Raw genomic sequence first — 15,554 nt, forward strand, 5'->3', positions numbered from 1 at the left:
CCCACATCAAGGCAATTTCCTAGGCATTACTCACCCGTCCGCCGCTCGACGCCCATTAACGCACCCGAAGGATTGTTAGTGTCGTTTCCGCTCGACTTGCATGTGTTAGGCCTGCCGCCAGCGTTCAATCTGAGCCATGATCAAACTCTTCAATTTAAGATTTTGTGACTCAACGAATACTGACTTCAAAACTACTATGTAATTTTAAAGCTATTACCATTCCAACAGAATGGTAATGAATTGACTGTGCCAAAATTAAGTAAACTTAATTTTGTATTGGTCACTCAGTTCATTGAAATCAATTTTGATTCGGAAGAATCTGTTTTATCTAACGATAAAACGTTTTGATATTCATCAACGAGTGCCCACACAGATTGATAGGTTTAAATTGTTAAAGAGCTTTACTTATTGAGCGTTCCTTTTAGTAAAGAGCCTCTCTAAGTGGACGGCCATTCTAGCGAATTGGGTTCCAGTGTCAAACACTTTTTCCAGCTAATTTTTCAAAGCATCTTAAATGCTTAACGTCGTCTCGTTACTTAGTTCAAACCGCTTGGTTATCCCTGGCAACGGAGGCGCATTATAGAGAGAATCCCCCTTTGCACAAGACCAAAAACGGAAAAAAATCGCCACAGGCGATCGTTCGGACACTATTCACACAAAGCGTTCAAAATAGGTACGATTACGTCTTAATTTCGACTAATCGTACCTATCGTTCTTACCTTTATTATTGGTGAGCAATAATTCGGTCGTTATTCACTAATAGCTGCACTTTCTTATCCGGATTGATTTTCCCTGCAAGTATCGCTTTCGCTAACGGGTTCTCAACAGTTTGTTGAATTGCTCTTTTAAGAGGCCTTGCACCATATACAGGGTCAAAACCAACTTGAGAGATTAGCTTGAGCGCTTTTTCTGAAACTTCGAGTTCATAACCATTGTCTTCCATTCGCTTTTTCAAATGATCAAGCTGAATAGCGGCAATTGACTCGATGTGCTCTTGGCCTAATGGATGAAACACGACACTTTCATCAACTCGATTCAAAAACTCAGGTCGGAAATGTTTACCCACCACTTCCATAACCTCATTTTTAATCCCTTGGTAATCCAATGTATTAAAGTTCTCTTGAATACGAGTTGAACCTAAGTTCGATGTCATGATTACCACGGTATTTCTAAAATCAACCGTACGACCTTGTCCGTCAGTTAATCGCCCATCATCTAAAACTTGCAATAGAATATTGAAAACATCTGGGTGAGCTTTCTCTACCTCATCAAGCAGAATGACAGAATAAGGTTTTCGACGAACAGCTTCGGTTAAGTACCCACCTTCTTCATAACCCACATAACCAGGGGGAGCACCAACTAAACGAGCAACAGAGTGTTTTTCCATAAACTCAGACATATCGATACGAACCATGGCATCTTCACTATCGAACATAAAGTTAGCTAATGTTTTACACAGTTCCGTTTTACCTACACCTGTTGGCCCTAAGAACAAGAACGAACCAATCGGCTTATTCGGATCAGACAAACCAGCACGGCTACGACGAATCGCATTCGATACCACTTCGACCGCTTCCGCTTGACCGATAACCCGCTTATGCAGAACACCTTCCATTTTCAGAAGCTTCTCCTTTTCTGCTTCTAGCATTTTAGAAACAGGAATACCGGTTTGCTTTGAAAGGACATCGGCGATCTCAGCGTCGGTCACCTTATTACGTAATAAGGTCATTTCTTGCATTTCAGCTTGAGTCGCGAGATCTAACTGCTTCTCCAATTCTGGGATTCGACCATATTGCAATTCAGACATACGGTTAAGGTCACCAGCGCGTCGTGCAAAATCCATATCCATTCGAGCTTGTTCTAGCTCTGATTTAATATGTTGCGTACCAGACAGCGCCGCTTTTTCAGCGTTCCAAACTTCTTCAAGCTCTGCGAAATCGCGTTCTTTCTCAGAAAGTTCGCTTTGTAACGTACGAAGCCTCTTTTCACTGGCCTCATCATTTTCATTCGTCAGAGCTTGCTGTTCGATCTTCAATTGAATGATTTTGCGCTCTAACTTATCCAATGACTCGGGCTTTGAATCTATCTGCATTCGAATACTCGAAGCCGCTTCATCAATGAGATCAATCGCCTTATCTGGTAACTGACGATCTGAAACATATCGGTGAGATAGCGTTGCCGCCGCTACGATAGCAGGATCGGTAATTTCTACATGATGGTGGAGTTCATAGCGCTCTTTCAAACCACGAAGAATCGCTACCGTGTCTTCAACGGTGGGTTCATCCACGATCACTTTTTGGAATCGACGCTCCAAAGCCGGGTCTTTCTCTATATATTGTCGGTATTCATCGAGCGTTGTTGCGCCGACACAATGCAGTTCACCACGAGCTAATGCTGGTTTCAGCATATTACCCGCATCCATAGAGCCTTCGCCTTTACCTGCGCCGACCATCGTATGAATTTCATCGATAAAGAGAATGACATTGCCTTCTTCTTTCGATAATTCATTAAGCACTGATTTTAGACGCTCTTCGAATTCACCACGATATTTAGCACCCGCAACTAATGAGCCCATGTCTAATGAAAGCACTCGTCGGCCTCTTAAGCCTTCAGGCACTTCATTATTGATAATACGCTGAGCCAAACCTTCGACAATCGCAGTTTTACCTACACCGGGTTGACCGATAATGACAGGGTTGTTCTTAGTACGACGTTGAAGGACTTGAATCGTGCGACGAATTTCATCATCACGACCAATCACAGGATCTAGCTTGCCTTGCTCTGCTCGCTCGGTCAGATCAATGGTGAACTTCTCTAAAGCTTGGCGTCTATCTTCCGCATTCGGGTCATCAACCTTTTGACCACCACGAACTTGCTCGATAGCTTGAGATAGTTTTTGCTCAGTAAGGCCTAACTCTTTAAGTAAGTTACCTAGAGGTCCTTTGTCTTCTATTGCAGCGAGTAGGAATACTTCTGAAGATATGTAACTGTCTTGACGCTTTTGCGCGACCTTGTCACATAGGTTGAATAGCGTTCCCATTGCGTTAGAGAGCTGAACATCACCACCGATACCGCTTACTTTCGGCACTCGGTCTAATATTTCGCTCAATTTAGAACGCAATTGAACAACGTCAATATTCAGCATAGTGAGCAATGGACGAATCGCACTGCCATCTTGATTAAGCAAAGACACCATTAGGTGTACAGGTTCTATATATTGGTGATCACGACCTAATGCGAGCGACTGAGCATCAGATATCGCAATTTGGAATTTACTAGTGAATCGATCGAGACGCATGCCAACCTTCCTACTCTTAGATATGTTTATCTTATGGTTAGAAGATGGATACGGTAACGCAGATTTTCAAGGGATAAGGATGAAGAATAGAGCTGATATGAAAATATAAATGAACTGGATGAGTGGTTATGCTAGTCAGAGATTACTCTAACCAAATAAATGTTGCCTGACGCCCAGTAATACCATCACGACGATAAGAATAGAAAGCATCTGAATCTGCGTATGTACATAGATTCGAATCTGTCACCGAAGTCACGCCAACTTTCATTAATCGTTGAGTCGCAAGTTGAGACATATTTGCTAACCACTTGCCGGGTTCAGATTTAGCTTTAAATGCTAATTTCGCTTGAGGGTCAAAACGAGCAAAAGCGTCCAACACATCGTTGCCAACCTCAAACGCATCTTTACCAATAGCAGGACCAAGCCAAGCAATGATCTGATTATCTGAATCTAGGTTTGAAAACTTTGCGACGGCATTTTCAAGAATGCCACCAGCAAGACCACGCCAACCCGCATGAACGGCAGCAACTTGAGTGCCTTTGGTATCGCTAAGGATGACCGGTAAGCAATCGGCTGTCATCGCAGAACACACAACCCCCTTTGCAGTGGTAAATGCACCATCCGCATCAAGCACATTCGCCACAGGTTCTAAAACCGTAACGACATCCGTTGAGTGAGTTTGATTTAGCCATACTGGAGCCGTGGGCATCTTAGATTGTTGCTTTAGCCATGTTCGATTACTTTCAACAAGTAAAGCATCATCCCCAACATGCATACCAAGGTTTAACCCTTGATAAGCACCTGTAGAACAACCATCAAAACGAGTCGAAGCAAATGCTTTCACGTTTTTTGGTGCATTCCAGTCAGGGATGATCATTGACACGATTAAATGTCATCTTCTATGTTTTCGCGAGCATCAACACGCAACGCTTCAGCCATTACAACCATGTCATTTGGCACAGGTGCGTGGAACTCTACCTCTTTACCAGTAATCGGGTGAACAAACTTCAGCATAACCGCGTGTAACGCTTGGCGATCAAAAGAACGAATCATTGTCGTTAGTTCTTCAGATGCACCTTTAGGAATACGAGCACGACCACCGTACGCAATATCACCTAACAACGGGTGCTGAAGGTATGACATGTGAACACGAATTTGGTGAGTGCGACCCGTTTCTAGGCGCAGACGAATACGAGTATGTTCGCGGAAGTGCTCAGCAACACGGTAGTGAGTTACCGCAGGCTTACCCAGTTCATTAACGTCCATTAACGTACGCTTAGTTGCATGACGGCTAATGCCTTTCTCAACCACACCACCCGCTGTCATTTTACCAATAGCAATTGCTTCATATTCACGAGTAATACGACGTTTAGCAAGAGCTCGTACAAGGCGAGTTTGAGCAGGAACCGTTTTAGCCACCACCATAAGACCAGTTGTGTCTTTATCAAGACGGTGCACAATACCCGCACGAGGTACTTCAGCAATCTGAGGGTAATGGAAAAGCAATGCGTTTAGTATGGTTCCATCCGGCGTACCTGCACCTGGGTGTACAACCAGATCGCGAGGTTTATTGATAACCAATAAATCATCATCTTCATAGACAATGTCTAACGGAATATCTTGTGCTTCCCAGCGCTCTTCATCCGCAAGCTCTGCTTGTAAGATGATCGCTTCACCGCCCAAAACTATGGTGCGCGGTTTAGTGATAACTTCGCCATCCACTTGGATTTTGCCGTCAAGAAGCCACTCTTTAATACGAGAGCGAGAAAAATCGGTAAATAGTTCAGCGACAGCTTGGTCTAAACGTTGACCTAACTGGCTGCTTTTTACTGTGTCTGTTAATGTTATCTGCTGAGCCATATCGAACTTTTTTAAAAACCGTGAGACTAATACCCATTAGTATGGATAAAATAGAATAATTGCATCATTGTATCTGTTACTGGTTAGAAAGTAACGGAAGCTTACGAAATATTTAATTCAAGGAATCGACGCCTGACATGAAACACCTTACTTTAACGGGTCTATTAGCCGTATCACTCTTAGTTGGTTGTTCAAGTAGTGAAGAAATAGTACCGGATGTACCGCCATCGGTTCTTTACTCTGACGCGCAAGAATCACTGCAGAGTGGTAGCTGGCTTTCTGCAATCGAAAAGCTAGAAGCCTTAGACTCACGTTACCCATTCGGCGCCTATTCTGAACAAGTACAACTGGATCTGATTTACGCTTACTACAAAAATGATGACTTGGCGCTTGGCCTTGCGACTATTTCGCGATTCCTACGTTTAAACCCAACTCATGAGAAACAAGATTGGGTTCTTTACATGCGCGGTTTAACGCATATGGCACAAGACCGAAACTTCATGCATGATATTTTTAATATCGATCGTAGCGACCGAGATCCAGAGCCAGTGAAACTTGCATTTGCTGATTTCAAACGACTGTTAGAACGTTTCCCTGCAAGCCCATACGCTGAAGATGCACAAAAACGCATGTTCGCACTGAAAAACCGCCTAGCGGAGTATGACTTAGCAACCGCTGATTTCTACCTGCGTCGTGAAGCTTGGATTGCAGCTATAAACAGAACACAAGAGTTACAGAAGACTTACCCTGACACCATTGCTGCACGTAAGTCTTTAGACATTCAATTAGAAGCTTATGAACAACTAGGCTTAGAAGACGCAGTGTTACGAACAGAAAAGTTAATCGAGCTCAATCCACTGCCTTAGTCAGCGAATCACACTCGTCGTTAACTAAAACAATCACTTCAAAATCGCGCTAATTTGTTAGCGCGATTTTTTTTGAACTTCGTCTGGTAAACTTGATGAATGGCAACATAAGCAGTATCTTCAATAGATAACTTTTAACAAAACATCAACATGGAGTGTGGATGTGAGCAGGATGTTATTATTTATCTGGATCGGGTTATTTAGCCAACTTTCCAACGCATTAGAACTGTCCCCATTGAGCAATCAACCTTACATGGGAGACTTAGATGTACTCAAAACAAAAGGAACAGTGAGAGTATTGGTTTCGGCTGATCTGGGCTTTTACTACATAGAAGATGGCAAGCCAAAAGGTATTGTGGCAGAAATGCTCTACCACTTTGAGAAAAGTCTTCGTAAGAAGCACCCCTATCTCAACGTTCAAATCATCCCCGTGCAACGAGATGATCTACTCCCCTCGTTAGAATCTGGTTACGGTGATGTCGCTGTCGCCAACCTAACGATCACCGACAAGCGGTTAAGTGTCATCGATTTTTCCGATCCAATGATCAAAGATGGGAAAGAACTGATTATCACCGGAAAAAATTCTGCCCCTATCACCGAAATCAAGCAATTGAGTGGTCAAGAGGTCTGGATCCGAGCTAGCTCAAGTTACTTCGAGAGTGTTCAAAGAGTCAACAAAGAGCTTAACGCACTAGGTTTACCACCACTGCATGTCCACTTTATCGAAGAATCATTGCAAGACTACGAGCTGATAGAACTGGTTAATCAGGGTTATATACAAGGTACAGTTCTAGATAGCCACAAAGCTAAGCTCTGGCTCGATGTTATGGAAAACATTCAGGTACACACTGAGTTGCCGCTGCGTGAAAATGGTCAAATTGCTTGGGCACTGAGAAAAGACAGCCCTCAGCTAAAGAAAGAGATCAACAAATACGTAAAGACCGCACGAACAGGAACTCTACTTGGGAACGTTATCTATAATAAATACATCGACAACACTCGTTGGTTAGGACGAGCACTCAACCCAAATAAAGTAGACCGAGTGGCAAAACTGGCAGATGTCTTTGAAAAATATTCGAATGAATACGAATTCGACCCTTTGATGATGTCAGCTCAAGGTTTCCAAGAGTCTGGACTTGATCAAAGCAGGGTTTCTCACCGAGGCGCCATCGGTGTAATGCAGGTGTTGCCAAGTACCGCCAAAGACAAAAACGTCAATATAAAAAACATACATAAGGTGGATAACAACATCCATGCTGGTGTGAAATATATGCGCTTTATCAAAGACCGATATTTTGACGATCCAGCGATATCGCCTGACAATCAAATCTACTTCACTTTAGCTTCTTACAATGCCGGCCCCGCTAAGATAAGAAAGATGCGGAACATTGCTAAAAAAAAGGGTTATAACCCAAATATCTGGTTTAAAAACGTGGAAATCATCACTCGTAAGTACGTGAGTAAAGAACCCGTAACCTATGTCGCCAACATCAATCGTTACTTCGTCATTTACAAACAATTGCAAGCAATCAATGCCATCCGAGAGGACGGTACAGCGAGATTACTGAACACTAACGATTAACTTCGCCCTTAACATCAGAGCTTGAGGAACAAAGGTGTTAGATAAGGTTAAAAACATAAAAGCCGCATAAGAAAACTTATGCGGCTTTTGTTTATCTAATTCTGAAGAAGCTTACGCAGAGAGCTACATCATGATACCTATATCACAAAACACTATTGAGTAAATTTCAATCAAGCACTTTCTATAGGCTGTAGTCCGCCCCTAAAAACTGGTTTAATTTTTAGCGAAGCCTTGCCTCCAACTTATCGTTTTTCATAGGGATAACAAGTATTTTTCGACAAAAAGATATCAAGACTTGCGTGAGATCACATTTGATTTTAATGCTTATCCCACCCAACCAAAACAAGATCTAAATCACATTCTTTATTCCTAAAAGTCGTAATCTGAAGTTAACCCATGAGGGATACAACAGAGGAAAACTTCTATGAAAATGAACATCACTGGTAAAAATATCGACATTACCTCTGCAATCCGTGATCACATAGAAAGCAAATTTAAGAAGCTGGATAAATGGCAAGTAGACATCATTGGCTGCCAAGCGAGCTTTAGCGAAGAACCAAATAAAAAGAAAAAATTTGAAGCCGTTCTAACGGTACCAAAAGGCCAACTTGTTGCTTCATCAATTCATGACGACCTCTACGTAGCTATTAACGAAGTAGAACAAAAACTAGAGCGTCAACTCAACAAGCTGCGCCATAAACCAGAAGCGCGCCGCGCTGAAAAGCCTGAAATCGAAGAGCTAGAAGCTGAAGTAGAATAAGGAAATATGACAGATTAAAAAATAGCGCCTCAGGGCGCTATTTTTTTGCTTGACGCTCGTAGCTCGCTTGCTTATTGTGTTTAAACATTCATAAAACAATCACTTTTTATGCACTCTCACTCTTTGTTTATTTTTGACTTCTTTTTTCTTCCGTAAATCGGAGGCTAAGTCGTTTTAGAAAAACAAGTCAAAAACGAACAAGAAGCCTCCCACACTAGGGGGGCTTTTTTATAAGGACACATTTATGACTGACCGAACAATTTCACTAGATGATATCCGCCTTCGTCTCAATGATTTAGACGACGAACTCCTAAAATTACTTTCAGAGCGTCGTAAGCTGAGTATCGAAGTCGCTAAAAGCAAGGTAGAAACGTCAAAACCCGTTCGTGATGCAGTACGAGAGCAACAACTACTAGTCAAATTGATCAACAACGGTAAAGATAAATACGAGCTTGATGCGCAGTACATTACTAAGTTGTTTCATACCATCATTGAAGATTCGGTTCTGCTGCAACAGTCATACCTGCAAAACCTTGCGAATCCACAAAGCCGTAAACCACTAGCTCGCGTTGCATTCTTAGGTTCTAAGGGATCGTATTCTCACCTTGCGAGCCGTGAATACTTCAGCCGCAAGAATATGGAATTGATTGAGCTGAACTGTAATCACTTCAAAGAAGTCGCATCGACTGTAGAATCGGGCCATGCCGACTACGGTGTACTGCCGATTGAAAATACCAGTTCAGGGTCAATTAACGAAGTCTACGATCTGCTACAACACACAACGCTTTACATCGTTGGTGAACTTTCTCAACCGATTGAACACTGCCTTGTCGCGAAAAATGATATTCGTTTAGAAGACATTAAAACGCTCTATTCGCACCCACAACCTCATCAACAATGCAGTGAGTTTTTAAGCCGCCTTAAAGATGTCAGCCTTGAATCTTGTGCAAGCACAGCTGATGCTATGAAAAAGGTAAAAGATCTAGACGGTGATGATGTGGCAGCGATTGGTAATGCATCGAGCGGCAAGCTTTATGGACTTCAACCAATCCAAGGCAACATTGCAAATCAAACTGAGAACCACACTCGTTTCATCGTGGTCGCTCGTAAGCCTGTTGAAGTATCGACTCAGATCCCAGCTAAGACGACACTCATCATGTCGACTTCTCAAGAAGCCGGTTCTTTGGTTGAAACACTGCTGATTCTGCAACGCTTAGGTATTAACATGACCAAGCTGGAATCTCGTCCTATCATGGGTAACCCTTGGGAAGAGATGTTCTATGTGGATTTAGAAGCACACTTAGATTCAGATAATATGCAGCAAGCGATAACGGAACTAACAGCCATAACTCGTCACCTAAAAGTGTTAGGTTGTTACCCAAGTGAGAACATTAAGGCTACTCAAGTTAAGTTGTCTTAACTTTTTATTATCTGTTCCCCCATTTTAACTGCTATAAGCTTTTCACTAATACAAGCATTTGGCCTACTGCAGGCCAAATGCTAAAAGAAAGTAACTAATGGAATAAAACTCGAACTAAGGAATACGCAAAGTCTGTATACTTAAAAAGGAATTGGTTGTGTTACTGATTCTCACTCCTATCCACTTCAATCACCCCCACCGTACTTAAACACTCATTACTGATAATTTAATCATTAAATACAAAAACTTAAAACCCAAACAAAACTCTTCAAACACAATATAATCGATGGCAAGAACTCTCGAAATAACATAAACTTGCGCGCTAAAATTTATAAACCATGTTGTGAATAACCATGAAGCTAAGTACTAAAATATTACTTGTGATTGCCCCCGTAATACTGTTCAGTACAGCGGCTTCTAGCTATATCATCTATTCCACGCAAAAAAACAGCTTTATCAAACGTGAAGACAATGCACTGCAATTAAGCATGGAAAAATTAGCAGGCTATTTTCAACAGTCTCGTTCTTTCCTCAACAATTACTCCTACACCCTCACCAATAGTGACCTGGTTAAGCGTTATTTTATGGTTGATGAAAATGTCGACCACCAACGTGAACTGACTGATAACCTAAACGAAACGATTAAGTTACTGCAAGATGGTAACGACAGTTTTACAAGGGTCGCGTTGCTTGATAGCGATCGAGCTCTTAAATATTACGCTGACAATACCAATGATCCTTTCGCAAAAATGGATCCCAAGATATTAGAGTTCATTGAGCATCAATATCAAAAAACGTTAGCAACTTCGAGTACGGACTACATACAGAATTCCCAAGGTGAAGGGGTATTAGTTCATTATGATGTTATTGATAAAAAAACAGTTTCGACACCAATAAACGATCCACCCAACAATGTGTTTTTTGTGGTTGTATCTGTCTCTCTTGATAAGTTTAATTCACTACGAAAACAGATAGAGTTCGACTATCAAACTAGTTTGTTTTTTACCCCTACGTTAGTGACACAGGGGCGTGAGTTAACACAATCTATAAAGCTAGCACCTGGCCTCTACGCCACGCTCGATCCTGCACCATTCTTATTAGACAACAAACTCAAATCTATCTGGAATGAACTGAGCCTATCCTTTGCCCTATCTGCATTTGTCAGTGTTACCTTACTGCTGATCCTGCTATCTCGCTGGGTGATAAACCCGATCACCCGTTTAGATAGGCAGCTTCAAGAGGTTGAGAAAAAACAGAGAAAAAACATTGAGCGCCTAGGAACAAATGATGAGTTGGGGCGCTTATCCCAACGCTTTTATGATATGTACCAAGAGTTGGATGACACGTACCAACAGACTAAGTTGTTGGCAGAAAATGATCAGTTGACCCAAATAGCCAATAGGCACCAGTTTCAAACCTTCGTGCAGCAGTCGTTGTCAAAACCTAATTCGAACACCGAAACCTGGGTTCTCTACTTTGATTTAGATAACTTCAAATTTGTGAACGACAAATACGGGCATCAGATCGGCGACTCGATTCTCGTCAGTTTTGCTCAGCGTATCTCCAATATTTGTAACCACTACAAAACAGAATTAAATGCCCACTGTCTGCCAGCCCGACTTTCTGGGGACGAGTTCGTTGTATACATTAATGCTCCAAATCACCAAGAAAATATCGCACATCGATTTTCGAATGATTTACTCACCCCACTACAAAAGGGGTTTGTCACCGAGTCAGGTAATTTCCCGATTACGGTCAGTATTGGTATTGCGACCCACCCTAATGATGGCGATACAATCGAGAAGCTTCTTTCGAATGCTGATACCGCGATGTATCAAGCCAAACGTGCAGGTAAAAACCAATTCGCAGATTACTCGTTAGACTTAGATAAAACCATTCAGCGTCAAGCCAGTATTGAGAGCGCCCTCAGAGAAAATAATTTTGATGAAGAGTTTAAGCTCGTTTACATGCCTTATATGGACTCAACAGGAAGTTATATTATTGGTGTAGAAGTGCTATTACGTTGGCACTCAAAACACCTTGGTTTAGTGCCACCCGATGAATTCATTCCTATCGCCGAACAAACCGGATTATTTGAAATAATTGATCGCTGGGTTATCCAGAATGCATTTGCTTCATTCCATCAACTTCAAGCTCAATTCGATCACTCTATTCAGCTATCGATTAACTTATCTTCAGCCGGGATTAAAACCACTCACCTTGCTGATTTCATCAAAGAGCATGCGAAAATCAATCAGATTCCGCCCAATTTGATCGATTTTGAAATCACAGAAACCTTTTACTCAAACTCTCAGGGGTTCCCATTACTTAACCAGTTATCATACATGGGCTATAGATTAGCAATCGACGACTTTGGTTCTGGTTACACCTCGATCACTCAACTGGTTCAATATCCAACTCAGAAGATTAAATTGGATAAAACCTTTTTGGACACCTTGATTGAGACAGATAACCAGAACATAGTGAAACCCATTATCGGGCTATGCCATGCTCAAGGGAAAAAGGTCACAGCCGAAGGAATTGAAACTCAATGCATGCATCAGTGGTTACAAGATGCGCAGTGCGATATGCTACAAGGCTATTATTTTGGTAAGCCAATGCCATTAGAAGAGCTGACGGAATGGTACCGACAGCATCAACTCAATTTTATCGATAATAAAAAGAATCAACCACATGAAATCTGTAATCATCGCATCGCTGAATCCAGCTAAAATTAGCGCCGTTAAAAGTGCATTCTTATCGGCTTTTCCTGATACTGAATTTGATTTCAAAGGCATCAGTGTCCCTAGTGGCGTCGCCGATCAACCCATGAGCAACGACGAAACCTATCAAGGTGCGGTAAATCGTGTTTACAACACGATCCAAGCTCAGCCTAATGCAGATTTTTATGTGGGATTAGAAGCTGGAATAGAAAAAAACGTTACCTTTGCATGGATGGTGATCGAAGCAAATGGCCTACGTGGAGAATCGCGTTCAGCAAGTTTGATGTTGCCACCTGCAGTACTTGAAAAGTTAGAACATGCGAACGAGCTAGGGGATGTGATGGATGAAGTGTTTGGCACCGATAATATCAAACAAAAAGGCGGTGCGATTGGCCTACTAACGCATAACCAACTAACACGCAGCTCTGTCTATCATCAGGCTTTAATTTTAGCGCTGATCCCATTTGTGAATCCAGAGCACTTTCCTATCTAGATCTTCGCTAAACTTCGAAAGCCTCAGAGAACAATCACCAGAATTAAAAAACGCTAACATTCAGTTAGCGTTTTTATCGAATTAATAGACACACTACTCAGAGGTTGCTTAACTCAGTTATTGTTTGAGCAAAAGGTCGGCGATCACGGCTTTCTCTTGTTCAGATTTGGCCTTTAGCTCATTTGAGCCTCTGGTTATCGTCGCGACGCCTACTCCCAGCATTTGGCTAACCTGTCGTTGAGACATCTCACCTTTCATCAACTCACAAAAGATGTTAATTCGAGCAACTAAAGCATCTCGCTCGTCTGGTGTCATCATCATGGTCAACAATAGTTCATGCTGATCTTTTTCGACAGCCGTCTTTACCAAGTCCATCAGTTGTTGCCAATTCTCATATTCAGGTTGTGATGCCATATCTCTACACTTACTTTTAAATTCTGACTTTAAAGAGTCGCTTAACGATTGAAAGCGTCGAACACTTTATACCGAAACACTTGATGTGATCCAATGTAAAAAGGCAGTAAGTGGAAATGGTTCGCACTCACTGCCTTTAATATTACTCAGCTTGGAGAAAAATACAGAAAGCTTAGTATTTCGTTTTTGCCTCGTGAGGTGCTAAAAACGTCCCTTTCTCACCCAGGATATCTCGATAGTAAGTCTCAAACATCAAGATATTCTGAACGTAACCACGAGTCTCTTTGAATGGGATCATCTCGATAAAAGCAAATGCATCGAGCTTTTCATCGCTGCGAGATCGCCACTGTTTCACACGACTAGGGCCAGCATTATACGCGGCAAATGCGAAGATGCGGTTATCATCATATTGAGCGAGTAGGCCATCTAAATAATGACTGCCTATCTCAATATTCTTACCTACATCATAAAGATCATCGCTGCCCTGGTACTTAATCTTATGTTTGTTAGCCGTGTATTGCGCCGTCTTTGGCATAATTTGCATGATGCCACGCGCGCCAACTGGAGAGCGAGCCTCTGAATCCATCGCACTCTCTTGTCTTGCTAAAGACATCAAAGTAATTGGATCGAGATCGTGCTTCTCGGCATAGAAATTAAACCACCACTTATGAGCGACAGGGAAACGTAACGCAATGTTATCCCACATCTTCGCAGAAATACTCGCCGTTACCGTAAAGTGATTCCATCGCTGTGTCGCAGCATGAGCAGCAAGCATCGCTTTTTGCTCTTTATCTGCATGACTTAATAACCAGCGCCACTCACTCTTTGCAGCCGCTATTTTATCTCGCTCAATCAGCTCACCTATGCGAACCAAAGAAGTGTCGAATGGTTTCACCATTTCTGCACTGTATTTAAGGGTCGACGTTGGATAGCTAACAGGCTTATTTAATTGCTTAGCGGTAGCCACACTATAGAAATTACGCTGACCCAAAATGTCTGACAATCGCTTATTACCTTCAGCAGTATCGCCTAGCGCAATCTCAGCTCTACCCTGCCAATACTGCCAGCGAAGCGAAGCTTGATGTTTACCATCTAAGCGCGCAATCCACTCTTTCAAACCCGTCCAATCGGCATGTTGAATAGCTAAGCGAGCACGTCTTTCCAGCAAAACTTGCTTTGATGAACTCGCGAGCATTTTGTCTCGCCACGCCATCAACTCTTCAGAGTCGGTATTGATCAAGCGGAACGCTAGGTAATCCGCGAGCTCTTGGGATTTTTCTTTCGAAAATTTTTGAGCTTTCACAACATCATCAAAAACCTCTTGAGCGCTGCTTGCGGATTTCCTTACTAGCTTCTCGAAACCAAATTCGGTTTGTGCTTGGTAGAATTCATTCGCTGGGTGCTTCTTAGCAAACGCGAGTACATCTTCAGGCTTGTTGTACAACGCCTTCATCTGCTTCGCTTGAGTAATTGACTCATCATGATCTAATTGCTTAACCAAGTAGCTCATTAACTTACCGTTTCGACTCTCGAACGCTAAAAGCATTCTGTCCAGAATCAGCTGATCCGTTCTTAAGCCCGCTTCATCCCAACTTTCGAAAAGTGAATCACAGTTATCATCAACACCACGGCCACTTAACCAAAGTTGTTTCGCACCTTTAAAGGCGAGATCTTGATTACCTTGTTCATAATTAGCGCGGTAATAGATACATTGATATTTTTCACCAACAGGCTCTTGGGTTTGAAACTCAAGGATCGTCTTCCACTGTTTTTGAGCCGCCAATAAATCTAAATAAGGCGCTCGTATACGATTGGAAAACGGCAGTGCTGTGTTCTCTTCAATAAAAGCATCCACCTCGCTTGGCGTTCGATCACCTAAGCCCAGTAAAAAGGCGCGATAGTCAGTGTAAGGTGTTAACGGGTATGTTTGAATTTTGTTACGAAGTGCTGAATAAGCTTTTAGATCACGGTTGTCTAAAACCTCTTGCGCTCTGTCATAAACATCACGCTGCATTTCAAGCTCGGAAGCATTGCTGGCCATAGCCATTGGAGCCTGTGAAAATGAAAACAAAATTGCCGATGCAGCGACAGCAATTTTCGTATTACCAATGCGGAAAAACATTCGCTCTTTCCTTAGT

The 15,554-nt window shown here is 42.2% G+C and carries 11 protein-coding genes, 1 rRNA gene and 1 other annotated feature; of the genes, 6 read left to right on the forward strand and 6 right to left on the reverse strand.

The window, feature by feature from the left end; all coding sequences use genetic code 11:
• The 4 genes from ACED60_RS06390 to rluD all read right to left on the reverse strand — a co-directional run.
• Positions 1–156, reverse strand: a 16S ribosomal RNA gene (locus ACED60_RS06390); the annotation flags it as partial.
• 568 nt (positions 157–724) lie between these two features.
• On the reverse strand, positions 725–3,298 hold the full coding sequence (gene clpB, locus ACED60_RS06395) for an ATP-dependent chaperone ClpB (protein ID WP_017098368.1): 2,574 nt from the start codon (positions 3,296–3,298) through the stop codon (positions 725–727).
• A gap of 142 nt (positions 3,299–3,440) precedes the next feature.
• Positions 3,441–4,175, reverse strand: coding sequence for a peptidoglycan editing factor PgeF (gene pgeF, locus ACED60_RS06400; protein ID WP_032499186.1), 735 nt, complete (start codon positions 4,173–4,175; stop codon positions 3,441–3,443).
• A gap of 8 nt (positions 4,176–4,183) precedes the next feature.
• Entirely contained in the window at positions 4,184–5,158 is a 975-nt protein-coding gene (rluD, locus tag ACED60_RS06405) for a 23S rRNA pseudouridine(1911/1915/1917) synthase RluD (protein ID WP_371727167.1), read from the reverse strand.
• A gap of 137 nt (positions 5,159–5,295) precedes the next feature.
• Between rluD and ACED60_RS06410 the strand changes: the two genes are divergently transcribed.
• The 6 genes from ACED60_RS06410 (at position 5,296) to yjjX (ending at position 13,002) form a co-directional block, all read left to right on the forward strand.
• Positions 5,296–6,024, forward strand: a complete 729-nt coding sequence (locus tag ACED60_RS06410; RefSeq protein ID WP_009848466.1) for an outer membrane protein assembly factor BamD — start codon at positions 5,296–5,298, stop codon at positions 6,022–6,024.
• Between the two features lie 157 nt (positions 6,025–6,181).
• Positions 6,182–7,606, forward strand: a complete 1,425-nt coding sequence (locus ACED60_RS06415; protein ID WP_309598818.1) for a lytic transglycosylase F — start codon at positions 6,182–6,184, stop codon at positions 7,604–7,606.
• A gap of 424 nt (positions 7,607–8,030) precedes the next feature.
• Positions 8,031–8,366: a ribosome hibernation-promoting factor, HPF/YfiA family gene (gene hpf / locus ACED60_RS06420; protein WP_004735034.1), complete on the forward strand. Its 336-nt coding sequence runs from the start codon at positions 8,031–8,033 to the stop codon at positions 8,364–8,366.
• A 110-nt stretch (positions 8,367–8,476) separates the two neighbouring features.
• Positions 8,477–8,598 (forward strand) — a sequence feature (Phe leader region).
• A 12-nt stretch (positions 8,599–8,610) separates the two neighbouring features.
• Entirely contained in the window at positions 8,611–9,786 is a 1,176-nt protein-coding gene (gene pheA, locus ACED60_RS06425; protein WP_009848464.1) for a prephenate dehydratase, read from the forward strand.
• A 353-nt stretch (positions 9,787–10,139) separates the two neighbouring features.
• Positions 10,140–12,518, forward strand: coding sequence for an EAL domain-containing protein (locus tag ACED60_RS06430; RefSeq protein ID WP_371727168.1), 2,379 nt, complete (start codon positions 10,140–10,142; stop codon positions 12,516–12,518).
• Complete coding sequence (gene yjjX, locus ACED60_RS06435; RefSeq protein ID WP_009848462.1) at positions 12,481–13,002, forward strand: inosine/xanthosine triphosphatase; 522 nt, start codon at positions 12,481–12,483, stop codon at positions 13,000–13,002. Before ACED60_RS06430 ends, yjjX begins: the two co-directional genes overlap by 38 nt.
• A gap of 117 nt (positions 13,003–13,119) precedes the next feature.
• On the opposite strand, the gene trpR is transcribed toward yjjX, so the two are convergent.
• Together trpR and ACED60_RS06445 are read right to left on the reverse strand one after the other, a co-directional pair.
• Positions 13,120–13,416, reverse strand: coding sequence for a trp operon repressor (gene trpR, locus ACED60_RS06440; protein WP_009848461.1), 297 nt, complete (start codon positions 13,414–13,416; stop codon positions 13,120–13,122).
• Positions 13,417–13,588: 172 nt separating this feature from the next.
• Positions 13,589–15,538: a transglycosylase SLT domain-containing protein gene (locus tag ACED60_RS06445; protein WP_371727169.1), complete on the reverse strand. Its 1,950-nt coding sequence runs from the start codon at positions 15,536–15,538 to the stop codon at positions 13,589–13,591.
• Positions 15,539–15,554: the final 16 nt, after the last annotated feature.

It is taken from the genome of Vibrio sp. 1F279, from assembly GCF_041439815.1.
Taxonomy (GTDB): Bacteria; Pseudomonadota; Gammaproteobacteria; order Enterobacterales; family Vibrionaceae; genus Vibrio; species Vibrio tasmaniensis_A.